This window comes from Radiobacillus sp. PE A8.2, assembly GCF_045635475.1.
Lineage (GTDB): Bacteria > Bacillota > Bacilli > Bacillales > Amphibacillaceae > JBJGXI01.
Window position 1 is genome coordinate 1 of record NZ_JBJGXI010000018.1, and the last position, 15,917, is coordinate 15,917.

Sequence of the window (15,917 nt, forward strand, 5' to 3'; positions counted from 1 at the left end):
ATGCAACTAACCACACCAACAAAAGAAACGTGAGGGGAGGGTTTAAATCAGTGCAAGACCGACAAAAGGAAAAAGCAATAAATAATTTAAGATCGGTAAAGGGAACACTTGCTATTGAAAATCTAGCCTTAACAGATGAAGAAGAAAAGCTCATCATTGCTAATGCACTTGGACAAATTTCTGACGAAGAATTCGATAAGAAAGTGATGGAATTAATTGATCATGAATAACTATTTTTCTCCTGATGATCCATATTGTTATCAAGGCACAAATATACTGATTAATAAAAAGAATATTCGTGAGCAATCTATGTTAGATAAATTAGAAAGAATCTATTCTGCCAAAAGATTATTACAGCTAAGTAACAAACCGATTGTAGGTTTATTTGACCTTGCTCATCTACAAAAAATTCATCACTTCATCTTTCAAGACATCTATAATTTCGCAGGTGAGATACGCACTGTCAATATTGGAAAAGGACTCCAATTCTGTGAAGCTTCAAATATTATTCCATACTTTTATGACGAAATCTCCATAAAATTAAAAGACGGAAACTACCTAAGTGATTTAAACCGCGAACAATTTTCAAAACGTGCTGGTCATTTTTTGGGTGAAATTAACGCAGTTCACCCCTTTCGAGAAGGTAACGGAAGAAGTCAACGAGAATTCATACGTACACTAGCCTATAAAAATGGATTTATGCTTGATTGGAGTAGAGTGTCGGCAGAAGCAATGATCCATGCCTCTATTGAGTCGCTTGTTCGATCTTCTGATTTACTTATTCCCTTAATTCAGAAAGCAATCCTCAACGATATGCCAAACAAAAGATTAATAGAAAAATATAATTCGCACATGTAAAAGTTATTTTTTTGTTGAACAAAGGGACAGGAACCTTGTTCAACTTTAGAGTATGCGATACCAGCGAGTTAAGAAAATTTAGAACAGTAAACATGTCCCCCCGTTGTTTTTTCAGTGCCTGTCACTTCCCGAACTATGACAATATTTGTCGATGTATTATGCACTAGTTAACTGGTACTGCATTCGGAATACATGACATAATACGACAAAGTACGGGTAGTGACACTTCTAATATAGAAATTGGGTTTGTATGCGATCATCCATACATTAAACCGCGTTCCCTAATGCTACTAATTTTAATCCGTGTCAGAAATTTCAGCATAATACGCTGCTTTCGAGGGCTGTGTGTTAAACATAAATAATATAATCGTAACTGAAAACATCATTAGGCTTCCTAATACAACGACGAAGCGAATAGACAACAATTCGGCCATCATTCCGAAAATTATAGTCCCAACAATGATGAAAAAGGCTTCGATGAAACCGTAAATACTGCCAACCCGCCCCATTACACTGGCCGGAACATTATTTTGGTAGAATGTATCAAATCCTGTGTTCATAAAAGCCATCGAAAACGATAAAACAAAAAATCCAATTGCAGCGGTTAAAAAATATCCCGATAAGGCATAAATGATATAACCGATTGAAATCATTAAGGACCCAAGACCAATCAGCCAGGAGGTGGCTACTTTTTTTACAATTATTATGTTTACTAATGAGCCGACAATGATTCCAACACCTGCAATACTTACTAGGAGTCCATAATCTCTCTCTGTTAAAGACAGCACTTCTGTAGAAAATGCTGCTTCTAGTGAATCTATAGCAGTTGCCAAGACCATTACCCCACTGAATAGTAAGTAAATGACCATAACGTACACGTGTTTACGACTAAAATCAGCAACTAATAGCCAATCATGTTTCAATACCTTCAAGCTTATTTTTTCATCTTTCGTTTCTATAAAATCATCTTTTTCAATATTGGGCATCAATATTGTGAGTAGTGCTGATACAAATAGCGCTACCGCATTCACGTAGATCGCGAAATTAGGGGTGCCAATCATAAACAACATTCCTGCAATAGCAGGCCCTATAACAAATGCTCCAGAATCAATTAAGCTTCGGAGAGAATTGAATCGTTTTCGTTTATGATAGGGAATTAACTTTGTGATATAAGCCATTGACGTTGGCTCATACATGGAACTAGCTATATTAATTATGAAAACAATACCGTATATTACCCAAAGTGAAGATAGGGAAGGCAGTACGGCAATAAACACCGCTTGGAATAGAGCAAGCCAAACCATCAGATGCTTTTTATTAAATCGGTCAATGATACTACCTGACCAAAAGTTAGTTAACAATGTAGATGAAGCTCGAAGTATATATAAACCCGAGACAGCAATTACCCCCATCATATCAAGTACGATCAAATTTAAAGCTATAAAATATACCCATCCGCCTATACTTGAAACACCAATACTGGACAATAAAATGGAAGGATACTTCCACGACCCTAAAAACTTTTTAACACGCATTTTTATTTCCACCCCTTCGGAATCTAATATCGGAAAATAAAAAAACTCACCCCCAAGACCTTTGTCTTGAGGACGAGTTATTGCGCGCCGTGTTGCCACCCCAGTTTGGTAATATGTCACCATATTACCCTCATTAGGTACGGTATGAATTCCATACGTATACCCTAGCTCTATAACAGGAGCTCCTGTCACACTATCACCTAGATGGATCCAATGTGCTGCTCGGAGGTTTGCTTCCAACCATTAATTCTTACTCCTTTCCACCAACTGGAGCTCTCTTTTAAGAATTGCCGATTATACTCTTCTCTTCATAGCATTTAAATTAATTGTGGATAATAATACCAAATATTTGAGTAGAAAGAAAGAACTTTTTTAATAACTGTTGAAGATGGTCTTAACCTAAACGGATCTGCCAATATTAAAACATCGATTAAGACTATGCCGCTAAAGGGGTTTTACTTTTATAAACTTTGAAACACGGGGGCAGGTTTCTTGTCCCACTACTGGGAATTTTTTCTCACTCCACAGATGGAGCTTGCACAGTAAACATGACCCCCTGTTCTTCTATATCTTCCTTACAGTATATGACAACCTTTAATTATACATTTAAGTCTAAGCTATTGTTTCTTTGACCTCTTAGAAATTCTAATTAGATGTCCTTTTTTATTTGACGAATTTCACCAGGATTAAGCTTTGTTACCTTGCATATTACTTGTTCAGATAACCCTTCTTTTAACATTTCCAACGCAATATTCCTTGTTGCTTCTCGTTTGCCTTGCTTTTCACCTTCCTGTATTCCTTCTTGTCTCCCTTCCTGTATTCCTTGCTGTCTCCCTTCTCGTAACCCTTTATCCCTCCAAGAATTTGGTAATTGTAAAATCGGTTCTCCTTCTTGCGGACTGAGTTCTTTAATCTCCTTCATTAACTGCTCCTCCTCCTTTTCGTTTAGAGATAAGTAAGACTCAAAAAAGCCATTAATCAATTCCGACTTTGCTGGATTTATTTCTAACTTAACGATCATGCGCAAAAATTCTTTCTTAACCTGGACTCTTTCCTTCTCCGTATACCCCATCTTGCTTAAAAGGGCTGCAGCGACAGGATTATTATACTCGATATAGTTTCGCCAATTTATTTTCCTTAATTCTACCATGAGATATTTAAAGGTCAAAACATGAAAAAAAGGAAACTCCATCGTGTATGTGTCCTGTTCATTCCGGTAGTCATCATAACTAAAGATGGCAATTGGCAATATTGGTTTCCTGTACTTATTATAAAGCAGACTGAAATAGAGATACATCCGTTCATGAAAATTTGCTTGGGGATAGCTCTGTGGTTCGACATGTATGATGAGTATCGTATCAGTGCCTTTTAACTTCACTTGCAATACGATATCAGCTCTTCTGCTTTCCCCTTCAATAAGGTCTGTAAATATCTCTTCTGGCAAAGGCTTTACTGATGAAAAATCGATGTGGCTATGGATTTCAGGGAAGAACGCTTCTAAAAATTCTGCGAAAAAAGTATGGATAAGTTGTTTAAATAATTGATCGTGGTGAATGTACTTGCTGGATTCTTCTCGAACTAGCAATGAAATTGACATAATCACACATCCCGAACATTATTATGAGGACTTTCGAAGGAGTTTATCTAGTATCTATTATAATATAGAATTCAAATAAGAACAAGTGTTCTGTTTAAAAAATTCCAAAGTCATAATTGTTAAACGCGGGGGCAGGTTTCTTGTGCCACTACCCGGAAATTAATTTCTCACTCTACAGAGAGAACTGGCACGGTAAACCTGACCCCCTGTTCCCCCTTCAATTTGATTTAATAGATATAGTTTTTGGCATTCGGTCAAATCGAATACCACTTACAAGTAACAATCCTCCAATAAATACTACGCTTGCTGCACTAATCAAAGCTGAATTAAAACTTTGCGTATAAGATGATAGGATTCCAGCGATTGTTGGACCAATCATTTGACCAGCAGCATAAGTGGCAGTTAGATACCCAATAATTCGACTGCTATTTGATGGACTCATTTGGCGCGCTAATGTTGTAGCGAGTGTAGTAATCCCCATAAACGTAGCTCCAAATAATAAAGCACTTATAATAAAACTAGCTTGGGTTAACCAGAAGACTGGAAGTGCAATACCAATGGATTGAAGAATCATCGAAAATAATAAAGTTCTTACAAACCCCGATTTTTTTGCCAGGGTTGACCATATGATACAGGATGGAATCGCACCTAGTCCCACAACCATCCAAACAAAAGAAGGGTCAATGCTAAAGGTTGGGCTTTTTTCAGCAATCGAAACAATAAATGTGCCTGTAACAATGTAACCTAACCCTTCTAGTCCATAAGCGGTAATTAACCAAGGAAGCCATTTGAGTGGGGGGACTTGTGTATTAATTTGTTGTTCATCCTTTTTTACATTCGAGTTTGGGGAATCTTTAAGGCAAAACCATACGAAGATAGTAAGGATAATGCTTACTATTGCAAGTCCTCCCCATACACCTTCCCACTCAAATAAATTATTTAAACCAGGAATAAGAAGCGTTGAAAAAAAGATACCAAACCCTACCCCAGAATAAAATAAGCCTGACCAACTAGTTTTACCTGCAACAGCTAGCCGATCTAGTACAATACTGGAAGCCAATACAAAAATGAACGCACTTACTACTCCTGAAACAAAGCGAACGATAAGCATGAGTAGGTAGAAGTGAGTAAGTCCCATCATCCAGGTAGTCAAAATACTTACTATGAGACTTAACCTTAAATAAAGGATTTTATGCTTTTTCAAAGGAAGTACACCTGCCAAAATAGCCCCAACAAAATACCCTGCGTAATTACTTGATGCAAGATAGCCCGCCTCTGCATTAGTAAAGGAAAGAGCATCTTGCATTAGTGGTAGAATCGGTGTATAAGCAAATCTTCCAATTCCCATCGCAATCATTAATGAAAAAATTCCACCAATTAAAAAAAGAAAAGGACGTTTATTCAATTTTCCACCTCCTAGTATCAATTCCATTTCATCTTAACTGTTTTTTGCTATATGGTATAATACTAAAAAACGATATGTAGCTATCAATTATTTAGATAGCAAAAGAAAGTGAAAGGTGGATGTCCGTGAGTATGGATATACAAGCATTAAAGTTTTTTCGAGCCGTCGCAGAGTTAGGAAGCATCTCAAAAGCAGCCAAAGAACTAAATTATGCACAATCAAATCTTACGGCTAAAATTCAGCAATTGGAGACAGATCTTCAAACAACACTTTTCTATCGCCATAATCGAGGAACCTCTTTAACGGACAAAGGGAAAGTTTTACTATCATATACGGATGAAATATTTAACCTTTTTGATGAGGTGAGAAACGTTATGAATGACGAGCAAACACCAAAAGGTCCTTTAGTTATAGGTTCGATGGAAACGACTGCTGCCATTCGTTTGCCAGCATTGCTTTCCAAGTTCCACCGTGAATATCCTGCTGTTGACCTTTCTCTTAAAACAGGTCCAACTGAGCAAAATGTCCAAGGTGTTCTACAATATGAATTGGATGGAGCTTTTGTTGCTGGACCTATTGAACATCCAGATCTAACATATAAAAAGTTTGTAGAAGAAGAATTAGTGCTGATAACGGATGCTATACATCAACCTTCGTCTACTATAAAAGAATTACAAAATCGAACGATATTAGTCTTTCGTAAGGGGTGTTCATATAGGGCAAGATTTGAAGAATGGATACATCATGAAGGAGTAATGCCAGAAAAAATAATGGAATTTGGAACACTGGATGGAATTATAGGATGTGTATCAGCAGGTTTAGGTATAAGTTTACTTCCTCGAAGTGTTGTAGAGAAACATGTGAAAGAGGGACTTCTGATCCAACACTCTATTCCAAATCAATTTGGAAAAGTCAAAACACTCTTCGTTTATCGTAATGATAAATATATGTCTTCCTCACTAAGAGAGTTTATAGAAATGTTAAGTAAGGAAAGGGATTTAGTTATTAGCTAGGTTGATTTGTTTTTGTACATCCAGAAAAGTTTGTGAATAATTACACATTAATTAATTGGTTGCTTTTTTTCAACAACTTCAATATCTAGAAGAGCAAAATGGAACGCGGGGTCAGCTTTCTTGTCCCACTACCGGGAAATTATTTCTCACTACACAGATGGAATTGGCACAGTAAACCTGACCCCCTGTTCCCCTTTGCAATCACTGTTTGTCTTTGCAGTAGTGTCACTGCTCACATTCAACGATAGCTCTAGATCGTTGTAGTTCCTTTAGTAGAAAACCACGGTAGATTATCTTAGAGCTCTTTCACTAATTATCGATCAATAGGATCAATATGCTTTTAACGATTCGAGTTCTATTTGATTTTTATAAATTTCGGTTTCTGTATACCGTTCATCAGTGTATTTAATACCTTGGTAATAAAGTATTTCATCATCTATATGCATATCTGAAATTTGAATATTCTCGTCATAATTTGTGATTGCTACTTTCTCTTTGCTATTTATATTTACAATAAAAATATTACCACCGACAGCCACTGTTCCGACACCATAACCAATGATCACCAAAATATATTCATCATCATACCAAATAACGTTTTTTGGTATATAGTGATTTTCAGGAACAACCAATTCTTCTTGGACTCCAGAATTTAGGTCTACAAGATACAAGTTCCCCCACGCTTCCCATTCTAATGGGGAAATATATACTGCTTTTGTTTTATTAGGTGATTTAATTGGTTCTGAAGGCGATTCACTAGCTAATATATCAACTTTTCCATTTGGGAAAATCAACTCTACCTCTTCAGATTTCGAATTATAACGAATATCAAACATTCCCACCAATATCATCCCTTTCTTTTAGCTTTCCAGAATATAAAACGTCTATTAACTCAGGACTTGAATATAATATTTCTTCTATTTCTGCTAATATTATTATTCGACATTTAGTCTTTGTTTTATCTAAATATATTTCTGCACTTTGATATATAGTATCCATTTGGTTAGATGTAGGATTAAAGGAAAGAACTAATATCCAAAAGTCCGGTTTATGGCTTGCGGCTTTAAGCATATCGTTAGTGATTTCCGTTAAACTAGGCATTTTTTTACGTTTCTTACATTGGAAAACCCATTTTCTTTCATACCCTAAATTATAAGGGAGTGTTTCATATGTAAATGCAACAATATCCCTTCCTTTGTCGCTTCCACCCTCACCATGCCACTCCCGATTAGTATAACCAGCTTTCCCCAAAGCATGGAACATAAACGCTTCGAAGTTTGTTCCACTTACTTCTACTCATTTTACCATATAAGACGGCTCCCCTTTTCTTGTCCCTTTTATTTGATAGCTAGAATATTTACTTTCTTTCCGCAACTCCATTTGTTATATTTTAACATATTAGTACTTAAAAAAATTTACTAATGTCATAGCTGGAGGTGTAGGTGTTGAAAAAATCAATTGACGTCGTCGCAGCAATTATCGAAAACAAAAACAACGAAATCCTATGTGCACTACGTTCGCCACAAATGTCGATGCCGAACTTATGGGAGTTTCCTGGTGGAAAAGTAGAGCAGGGTGAGGATCTTTACACTGCGATAGAAAGAGAGATTTCGGAAGAGTTGGATTGTAAAATAGAAGCTATAGCCGTATTCAATGAACATACGCATGAATATGAATCGGCGTTCGTGCATCTGATCGCAATAAAGTGTCGAATTGTGGAAGGTAATCCTGTTCCAAGAGAGCATTCTGAGCTTGTATGGTTAAAGAGAGAAAACTTAGCCTCACTAAAATGGGCGCCTGCTGACGTTCCTGCAGTTGAGGAACTCATTAAAGAAAAGTAGCCCTCTCAGAAACGCGGGGTCAGGTTTCTTGTGCCACTACCGGAAATTATTTCTCACTTCCCAGATGGAACTGGCACAGTAAACCTGACCTTCTGTCCTGTCTTTTAAATCTATTTACCACAGAGTACATCGATACATTTTTGTATGATTATCAGCTGAAATGGATTATTAAGACAAAGGGTGTTTTCATTTGGTGATTATGAATGAATCTTATCAAATAAATCTTTACTATAATCTTTTATATCAGAAACATTCAATATTTTATATTTATTTTTTATCTCGGAAAAGTATATCTCAATTATCTCTTTGGAAATCACTCGATTAGAGTGTTCATCATCATTTAACTCCCTTCTAGTGTCTCTCCATGGTGTTTCAATATGAGTCATTTTTTCTAATACCTTTCCACTATAACACCCAAAATTTTTTACTATATTATCTAATAACTCTTTTTCAAAATCATGTAAATCATTAAAATTATATTGCCTAAATTCTTCTTCGATAGGATTAAAACCAAAAGATTTATATCGATTATAGACCTCCCTATATACTGGTCCATGTACCCATGCTTCACAATTATCATTAAACAAAAATTGACCGTTAATTATTTTATTAAAACCCTGAGAAAAATATAGAAGTTTTTGTAATGCTAAAGGTGTGATTTCTTCACTTCTAAACAAGAGATATTGAACTATACTATCTATCTTATCTTTACCTATTGCGTGGCTATCTTCTTCTAATCTCCTTACAGCTTCTTTGCAATTTTTGTATGCAATATCACTGACCTTTTCTTTATTGTTTTCTAATAATTCATTCATAAATAGAGGATCCTTTAAAACTCTTTTAAGAATTTGGGAATATTGTTTTGTTGGAGTATCACCATTTAAGTATCTCGTGATAGTACCCTCTCCCCATCCAAGCGCTAAAGAAAAGGGCCTCTTTCCCATACGATACATATCAACAGCCATTTCAACCTCTGAAATAGTTGAGAGATTATTTATCTCCCTATAGACTGCATCAATCTGCTTCAAATTTAAATCATGTATATGGGGCTCATAAATAGGAGAGCCACACTCTTTACAGAATGCTTCAACCCCCATATATTTTATTTCTCTTCCCTTTATTACTTTAGTTTTTTCAATATCTTTTTTTACAAATTCAACTTCATCACGACAGACTTCACAAAAAGGTAACATAAAAACAAACCTCCTTATTTATTTAAGGAAATCACTTAAAGCAATAGGTGATCTCCTTGTTTCTTTTATGGAAGGAAATAACAACTAATCGTTTATTTCCTCCCCTTGTTTCCATCAAATTAGACTTAATGTAAATATCTATATTTTCCAGTTCTCCACGATTATCTAAATCAAAAGCCCTACAAAAAACATATAGTTTCTCATGAGCAAACATTTCTTTTTCGTTATCAACTACATAACAAAAGTCCAAAACCTCAAGACTCAATAGGATTTCTTTGGCCTTTTGGTCACTTATGTTATAGTCTTCCATAAAATCAATGTTTTCCTGTCTATTCCCATTTCTAGATATAGTATGTCTACCCTGTCGAGTCAAGTCTTTAAAGTCATTTAGATATACCTCAATTTCTTTTTCTGTAAAATCAGTGTACTTCAATGACTACCGCACCCTCTCACCTCTTATTAACTATATTATACAATAATTACAAAAATGATACTATAAAATTGTATTAATTGATACATTTTTTAAAAAGTTTGAAACGCGAAGTCAGGTTTCTTGTCCAACTACCTGGAAATCATTTCTCACTTCACAGATGGAACTGGCACAGTAAACCTGACCCCCTGTTCCTCTTAACAATCCCGGAGACAGGCTGATCTCCTTGATAAACAATCGTATTTACAGGATTCAATATTTTAGGATTTTTCAAGTGAGTTACATTAGGGTAATTGTAACTGTAAAATTTGCCAGCATTGCTGTACTTAATGTCCCACTTACTTGTATTCGGATTATATTTAAACCAGTCAATTTCTGCTGTTTTGTCCTCACCTCTAACTAGGATAAGGTTTTGGGTTATGTTCAAGGTAAGTCACCTCTTGAATTCTGTCTTAGATTAACATAGTATAGCTTTCTTTCCATGATTCCATTTGTTATATTTTAACATACTAGTAATTAAAAAAATTTGCTAATGTCATAGCTGGAGGTGTAGTTGTTGAAAAAATCAATTGACGTTGTCGCAGCAATCATCGAAAACAAAAACAACGAAATCCTATGCGCACTGCGATCGCCACAAATGTCGATGCCGAACTTATGGGAGTTTCCTGGTGGAAAAGTAGAGCAGGGTGAGGACTTTTACACTGCGATAGAAAGAGAGATTTCGGAAGAGTTGGATTGTAAAATAGAAGCTACAGCTGTATTCAATGAACACACGCATGAATACGAATCGGCGTTCGTGCATCTGATCGCAATAAAGTGTCGAATTGTCGAAGGTAATCCTGTGCCAAGAGAGCATTCTGAGCTTTTATGGTTAAAGAGAGAAAAATTAGCATCACTAAAATGGGCGCCTGCTGACGTTCCTGCAGTTGAGGAACTCATTAAAGAAAAGTAGCCCTCTCAGAAACGCGGGGTCAGGTTTCTTGTGCCACTACCGGAAATTATTTCTCACTTCCCAGATGGAACTGGCACAGTAAACTGACCCCCTGTTCCATGAATGAAATACACATACTAGATACTTTCGAAATAAATTTTGATTAATTTATTTGCTGTATCACTTAATAGCTCCGGACGTGTACTTGATCCTTTAAAACTTGTTTCTAAATAAGAATCCTTTAATACAGTTTCAATTATTTTGTATATTTGATTAACTGTTTCATCATTGTTTGTATCTATACTTTTATCAAACAATTCATTTAAAAAGGCTGCCAGAATCATTAGAATGGGGATTTGCACTTTATAATTCCTACTTTCGACACCATAAAGTTCTTTAGATAATGGATATGTAATATTATATTGTTTATACAGTTTCAAAAAAAACTTATTTGCCTTATTTAAAATATCTTCTAATTTTTCTACGTATGCAGTTTGTTGTTTCTCCAGTGTTGCCAATTTCATGAATTCCTCAGCATATTCTGGAGATGTTTCAAATTCTTTATTCAATCCTTTATCTAGAATATAAAGCATAGTTTGAATATTCTCGTGGGCAGTTTTATCAGAAAATCTTTTTTTGGTTATATTATATATATCTCTAAAAGTCTTATCTTCATCTTTATAATAGGAATCTATTTCAGCATTAAGCCACTCATTTATTTCGCTACGATAAACAGCATGTCTAATTTCTTGTCTGCTTAAAGGATGAGAACCAGTGTTATATCTTTTAAAGATCTCTAACTCTAAATCCGGATTATTTTGAACATGTATATTCTCAAAAGTTAGACTACATTGGTGTAATAATTCAGCTTGTATTTCAATTGGTAGACCACTAAAACGTTTGTCATTATACTCCTCTAACTTATCCAGTCCTTTTAATGCAAACTCATTATTAACAAATCTGTAGACTGCTCTTAATCTATGTTGTCCATCAATTACATTTGACATATATGGGATTTTAGTTGTATCAGAAGACAAGTAAATAATTGGAATAGGAATCCCAATTAGCAGTGATTCTATCAATAAACTTTCATCATTAACCGAGAATTTATATTCTCTTTGATATTCTGGATCTAATCTAATTCCTCCTTCTCCCTTTAACCCTTTGTTTATTTCATTTACTAAGTCATATATAGATTTAGAACTTGCAGTAGAATCTACTTTCCACCTTGTATCCATATAATCCCTCCTTTACTGTTGATAATCGAATATAAGATCATTTGCAATGCTCGATAATTCTGGATAAATACTAGTCTTATTTATACCTAGATTAAATAATTCCTTTTTAATCTCTTGCACGTAATCATATTGTATATCTATTTTAACAAGAAACTTTTCTGATTCGGTAAATTCCTCTAAAGCTACTGCATTAGATGGAAATAAAGTAAATAATCCTTTTTGTGCTTCTATCCTTGCATTATTTAATGGTCCACTTAATGCTAAGTGGTGAATTATTTCATCTAATCTTGTACCAACTTTATAATTTGTATCTATACAATTGTTTAATGTTGGATCATTTTCCATTAAATTAGGAACATCAACTCTTGCACCAAGAAATCTTCCTTGCAAATTGAGTTCAATAGGGTTTAAACACCAAACTACTGGGTGTTTTTCTTCTCTATAATCTTCTTGAGAATTTTCAACAGAAAAATATAAAGCTACCAAAGCACTTGATGTCCAATCTAATAATCTAGTAGGAACACCATAATGTTGAGCCACAAACAACCACTCAATTTCTTTTGAAGGAATTCTGCTGAGAAATGGAATTGAACGGGCTCTAAAACTTGATTGAAAATTTTTATCACAATTTGGACCATAAATATCATTTCCATCAGCATTTTTTCTTAATAGTGATGGTAAGAGTGTATATCGATTTTCATTATGGCCTCTGAAGAACGTAAAACCTTCTTTAGAAAATTTACCGACTTCAGCTATGAAATCAGGTATATTTGAAACGCTTACTTCTTCCATAGGTTTATTACTCCTTTCAGAAAAAATATAGTCTAAACGAACAACTCCAGATTAATTAATGATGTTTTCAAAAGTTTCGCTTATATAACTTTGTATCATTATACTACAAGCTAACTATGATGTAAGAGTAAAATTACTATCTGAAGATGATATATAAATCCATTATATCTTTAAACAAGAAAATAGATCGCCTTTATTCTGTGCAGAAAATAAAGGCGATCTGTTTATTTTTGTGGTAACTCTATCTTATTATCTCTACTGGTCTTCAATTCCCGTAGCGCAATCTTCCATTTAGAATCTACAGATTCATATTCTATTCCGGCAAAAGTCTTAAGAATTGCTTCAAAGATCACCTTAGCCCCTTGTGTCGGAACAGCCATTCCTATTTGCTTCCTCACTTGTTCCTTTGGACCAATGAATTCGTAATCATCAGGAAACGTTTGTAGTCTTGCTCTTTCTCTATTTGTCAGAGCCCTTGTCTCTTCATAATGATACATATGAGTACCACCACCACCACTCCCTGTTACTGTGTAAGATGGCAAATCAGGATGAAGTCTCTTATATATCTGGCTAAGTCTAGCACCTTTTACATTTAGCCTTAAGTGTTCAGGAATTTCCTCTGACCAAGCATTTTCGCCTGGGCGGATGTATTTTAGCATTTCTTTCACCTTAGAGGTATGTCTAGTTTTTTCATTATTACTTGAATCTTCTGGGATCTCCATAAATGCTTCTCTAACACTCATAAAAGGTTTTTCTATACCATCATGAGTTGGTTTTGGAACTTTAAATTCCAATCCCATGTCATTTCTAATTCCTACAATTATTATACGGTGTCTTTTTTGAGGGACTCCATATTCATGGAACTTGTACAAATGTGGTGTTAACACATAGCCCTCATTTTCTAGATCATCTAATATCTTTAAAAATGCTTCTCCACCATTTGCACTCTCGAGACCTCCAACATTTTCTGCTACAAACCATTTTGGTTGGTGGACCCGTAACACTTTAACGCCAAATGTATATAGTGGACCATATTCTCCATTAAAGCCCTTATGTTCCCCTACCACACTAAAATCATTGCAGGGAAAGCCAAATGAAAAACCATCTATTGGATCTAATGACTCAATGTCCAATTCTCTTACATCTTCCTCTATCACTGACTCTGGTTTATCTGGACAGAGGTTATGACGATATGTCTCACATGCCCATTTATCAATGTCGTTTGCCCATTGATGTTCAATTTTGTATACTTCACCTGAAGGACTAGTTACTTCTGCTAACTTAGCTCCTAATGAAAGGCCACCTGGCCCACAAAAGAGTTCCCCTTTTCTAAAAATCATGTATAAACACTCCTAAGAGATTACTATGCGAAAAAACGACATATTTTTTATTATACATGAAAGTACTCGTGTTGTCCTACACTACTATTTACATCGATTTATTAATTGATATAATCAGATCTTCCAATCTCTCTATTCATTTGAAACAAATCTTTTAATTGCCTATGATCCCAATTATTTTGACTATATTCTCTAGCAAGCTTAATTATATTATTTACAGTTATGCCAGACCCATTGATACCGGATTCCTTTGCAAGGTCTTTAACTTGCTTATCAAATGTACTACTGAATCCAGCTGCAATATACATAAAAAATTGTAAATTATCGCATTCTTCTTGATAAGTTGGTATATAATTATATATCATACGATTTTTATGGTCATTTGAAATAGAATAACTTGCATATGCCTTAGTATCAATTATCCCTCCATATTGACTGGACAAAACCAGGACATCTGGATGCTTTCCTTTGTCTCCTACATGCTCACTTTTAAAACCAAACGCCTTATTAAAAAGTTCCACCGTTGCTATTTCAAACTCTCTTGCTTTTTCTCTACCTTTTAATGCCATATCATAATAGGATGCTTCAAAAGAATCAAGTGCTCCATTCACAAATGAAGCCAATTCCTCTTCAATTAAACTATGAGTTATACCTGTTGAATAATATATCTTCTCTATTACAGGAGTATCAATGGTAGTTATTGGTGACTGCGTTGCCATGCTCAAGAACTTTGCACGAACAATCTTTCTTGCAATACTATCAGCCGTAACAGCATAAGCATTATTTAAATCCCTCGTGTCTTTCCGATGCCATGGATCCAAACCATATCTTCTCTGAAAATATTCCTCGTCTTCATAACGCGGTAAAAGTTTTGAAGAGTCGTTAAGTAAATTTTCAATTTCAGATTCTTTACCAGGAATAATTACTAATTCCCTTTCAACCCTCGTAGCAAGTTGCGTATATTCAATCCAATTTATATATGTATTCGCTATATCCCTTAACATAGCTACCGTCCTATCAAATGACTGTACACCTGATTTTGATGGATAAAGTAAATTAAAATCTTTAGGCAAAATTGAATCTCCGCTTTCACGAAAAGAAATAATCCTTTCAACGATGTAATTAAAACATTTATCAGTTTCATCCTCCGCTTCTGTTATTACAATTTTAGCGAGTTCTTCTTCTGTTAAGTATCGAATTCTTTCATCAAGAAGTAGTTTTAAAATAAATCTAAAAGGCCTTATTCTAAAACGTCTATCTATATTTACACCTGAACGAATTGAATAAGAAGAAGGATATTGAAATTTTAAGACTTGGTTCTTTAGTATCTTTACTGGAGACTCGCCATTTATTATTGCTTCACCAGCTAGAGTTGTATGTACCTTGCCATCCTTATTGAAAAATAAACCGAGACTATATAACCAGGATGCATACGTTCTACCGCCACTACCACCTTGATCCCTTCTATCCCCTTTTCTCTTTAGACCTTGCTTTTCTAACTCATCTTCAAAATTAATATGTTTTCCTACTTGTCCCTTCCATTCTAAGTTCAGTGCATGTGCCATAAAAGCTGAAAAAACTTCTGGAACAGGGATTAGCTTTCTTTTTGGTCTTGATACAAACCAATAATTTTTCATGATATCAGCCCTTAGTAGTGTTATTATTAATAATCATTAAGATTTAAAGTGACTGTTTTCCAGTTATCTTTAAGAATAGGTTGTTGTCAATAAAAAAATCGCTTTTG

At 34.9% G+C, this 15,917-nt stretch carries 15 protein-coding genes, 1 pseudogene and 1 other annotated feature; of the genes and pseudogenes, 5 read left to right on the forward strand and 11 right to left on the reverse strand.

The genetic code is table 11. From position 1 onward, the window contains the following. Together ACI6MV_RS11055 and ACI6MV_RS11060 are read left to right on the forward strand one after the other, a co-directional pair. Positions 1-230, forward strand: a 230-nt coding sequence (locus ACI6MV_RS11055) for a hypothetical protein (protein WP_407270356.1), incomplete at its 5' end; no start/stop codon positions are given. After that, positions 223-858 (forward strand): Fic/DOC family protein, encoded by a 636-nt coding sequence (locus tag ACI6MV_RS11060; protein WP_407270357.1) that lies wholly within the window; start codon positions 223-225, stop codon positions 856-858. The genes ACI6MV_RS11055 and ACI6MV_RS11060, both read left to right, overlap by 8 nt. A gap of 296 nt (positions 859-1,154) precedes the next feature. Here the strand turns inward: ACI6MV_RS11060 and ACI6MV_RS11065 are convergent, their stop codons facing one another. The 3 genes from ACI6MV_RS11065 to ACI6MV_RS11075 all read right to left on the reverse strand — a co-directional run bounded on the left by ACI6MV_RS11065 (position 1,155) and on the right by ACI6MV_RS11075 (position 5,395). After that, complete coding sequence (locus ACI6MV_RS11065) at positions 1,155-2,393, reverse strand: MFS transporter (RefSeq protein ID WP_407270358.1); 1,239 nt, start codon at positions 2,391-2,393, stop codon at positions 1,155-1,157. Positions 2,394-2,458: 65 nt separating this feature from the next. Beyond that, positions 2,459-2,714 (reverse strand) — a binding site (T-box leader). Between the two features lie 328 nt (positions 2,715-3,042). Continuing rightward, positions 3,043-3,990: an RpnC/YadD family protein gene (locus ACI6MV_RS11070; protein ID WP_407270359.1), complete on the reverse strand. Its 948-nt coding sequence runs from the start codon at positions 3,988-3,990 to the stop codon at positions 3,043-3,045. Between the two features lie 217 nt (positions 3,991-4,207). Next, positions 4,208-5,395 (reverse strand): YbfB/YjiJ family MFS transporter, encoded by a 1,188-nt coding sequence (locus tag ACI6MV_RS11075; protein ID WP_407270360.1) that lies wholly within the window; start codon positions 5,393-5,395, stop codon positions 4,208-4,210. A gap of 131 nt (positions 5,396-5,526) precedes the next feature. Between ACI6MV_RS11075 and ACI6MV_RS11080 the strand changes: the two genes are divergently transcribed. Then, positions 5,527-6,408, forward strand: coding sequence for a LysR family transcriptional regulator (locus tag ACI6MV_RS11080; RefSeq protein WP_407270441.1), 882 nt, complete (start codon positions 5,527-5,529; stop codon positions 6,406-6,408). A gap of 329 nt (positions 6,409-6,737) precedes the next feature. Here the strand turns inward: ACI6MV_RS11080 and ACI6MV_RS11085 are convergent, their stop codons facing one another. Together ACI6MV_RS11085 and ACI6MV_RS11090 are read right to left on the reverse strand one after the other, a co-directional pair. Continuing rightward, entirely contained in the window at positions 6,738-7,244 is a 507-nt protein-coding gene (locus ACI6MV_RS11085; protein WP_407270361.1) for a DUF4652 domain-containing protein, read from the reverse strand. Then, positions 7,237-7,689: pseudogene (locus ACI6MV_RS11090) on the reverse strand (restriction endonuclease); the annotation flags it as partial. The pseudogene ACI6MV_RS11090 and the gene ACI6MV_RS11085, both read right to left, overlap by 8 nt. A 164-nt stretch (positions 7,690-7,853) precedes the next feature. Here ACI6MV_RS11090 and ACI6MV_RS11095 point away from each other — a divergent pair. Further along, positions 7,854-8,249: a (deoxy)nucleoside triphosphate pyrophosphohydrolase gene (locus tag ACI6MV_RS11095; protein ID WP_407270362.1), complete on the forward strand. Its 396-nt coding sequence runs from the start codon at positions 7,854-7,856 to the stop codon at positions 8,247-8,249. 197 nt (positions 8,250-8,446) lie between these two features. On the opposite strand, the gene ACI6MV_RS11100 is transcribed toward ACI6MV_RS11095, so the two are convergent. After that, on the reverse strand, positions 8,447-9,442 hold the full coding sequence (locus tag ACI6MV_RS11100) for a type II toxin-antitoxin system antitoxin SocA domain-containing protein (protein WP_407270363.1): 996 nt from the start codon (positions 9,440-9,442) through the stop codon (positions 8,447-8,449). 31 nt (positions 9,443-9,473) lie between these two features. Next, positions 9,474-9,875, reverse strand: coding sequence for a hypothetical protein (locus ACI6MV_RS11105; RefSeq protein ID WP_407270364.1), 402 nt, complete (start codon positions 9,873-9,875; stop codon positions 9,474-9,476). 553 nt (positions 9,876-10,428) lie between these two features. Here ACI6MV_RS11105 and ACI6MV_RS11110 point away from each other — a divergent pair. After that, positions 10,429-10,824 (forward strand): (deoxy)nucleoside triphosphate pyrophosphohydrolase, encoded by a 396-nt coding sequence (locus tag ACI6MV_RS11110; protein WP_407270365.1) that lies wholly within the window; start codon positions 10,429-10,431, stop codon positions 10,822-10,824. A gap of 116 nt (positions 10,825-10,940) precedes the next feature. Here ACI6MV_RS11110 and ACI6MV_RS11115 read toward each other — a convergent pair whose 3' ends face one another. The 4 genes from ACI6MV_RS11115 to ACI6MV_RS11130 all read right to left on the reverse strand — a co-directional run bounded on the left by ACI6MV_RS11115 (position 10,941) and on the right by ACI6MV_RS11130 (position 15,810). Continuing rightward, positions 10,941-12,041: a GmrSD restriction endonuclease domain-containing protein gene (locus tag ACI6MV_RS11115; protein ID WP_407270366.1), complete on the reverse strand. Its 1,101-nt coding sequence runs from the start codon at positions 12,039-12,041 to the stop codon at positions 10,941-10,943. 12 nt (positions 12,042-12,053) lie between these two features. Next, positions 12,054-12,833 (reverse strand): FRG domain-containing protein, encoded by a 780-nt coding sequence (locus ACI6MV_RS11120; RefSeq protein ID WP_407270367.1) that lies wholly within the window; start codon positions 12,831-12,833, stop codon positions 12,054-12,056. 224 nt (positions 12,834-13,057) lie between these two features. After that, entirely contained in the window at positions 13,058-14,173 is a 1,116-nt protein-coding gene (locus tag ACI6MV_RS11125) for a DNA cytosine methyltransferase (protein ID WP_407270368.1), read from the reverse strand. Between the two features lie 101 nt (positions 14,174-14,274). Further along, positions 14,275-15,810, reverse strand: a complete 1,536-nt coding sequence (locus ACI6MV_RS11130) for a PDDEXK family nuclease (RefSeq protein ID WP_407270369.1) — start codon at positions 15,808-15,810, stop codon at positions 14,275-14,277. Positions 15,811-15,917 lie beyond the last annotated feature (107 nt).

Coding starts and splice junctions, on each gene's coding strand:
- ACI6MV_RS11120 (WP_407270367.1), bottom strand. CDS start 12,833: ATGGAAGAAGTAAGCGTTTCAAATATACCTGATTTCATAGCTGAAGTC.
- ACI6MV_RS11100 (WP_407270363.1), bottom strand. CDS start 9,442: ATGTTACCTTTTTGTGAAGTCTGTCGTGATGAAGTTGAATTTGTAAAA.
- ACI6MV_RS11115 (WP_407270366.1), bottom strand. CDS start 12,041: ATGGATACAAGGTGGAAAGTAGATTCTACTGCAAGTTCTAAATCTATA.
- ACI6MV_RS11070 (WP_407270359.1), bottom strand. CDS start 3,990: ATGTCAATTTCATTGCTAGTTCGAGAAGAATCCAGCAAGTACATTCAC.
- ACI6MV_RS11080 (WP_407270441.1), top strand. CDS start 5,527: ATGGATATACAAGCATTAAAGTTTTTTCGAGCCGTCGCAGAGTTAGGA.
- ACI6MV_RS11060 (WP_407270357.1), top strand. CDS start 223: ATGAATAACTATTTTTCTCCTGATGATCCATATTGTTATCAAGGCACA.
- ACI6MV_RS11130 (WP_407270369.1), bottom strand. CDS start 15,810: ATGAAAAATTATTGGTTTGTATCAAGACCAAAAAGAAAGCTAATCCCT.
- ACI6MV_RS11125 (WP_407270368.1), bottom strand. CDS start 14,173: ATGATTTTTAGAAAAGGGGAACTCTTTTGTGGGCCAGGTGGCCTTTCA.
- ACI6MV_RS11085 (WP_407270361.1), bottom strand. CDS start 7,244: ATGTTTGATATTCGTTATAATTCGAAATCTGAAGAGGTAGAGTTGATT.
- ACI6MV_RS11065 (WP_407270358.1), bottom strand. CDS start 2,393: ATGCGTGTTAAAAAGTTTTTAGGGTCGTGGAAGTATCCTTCCATTTTA.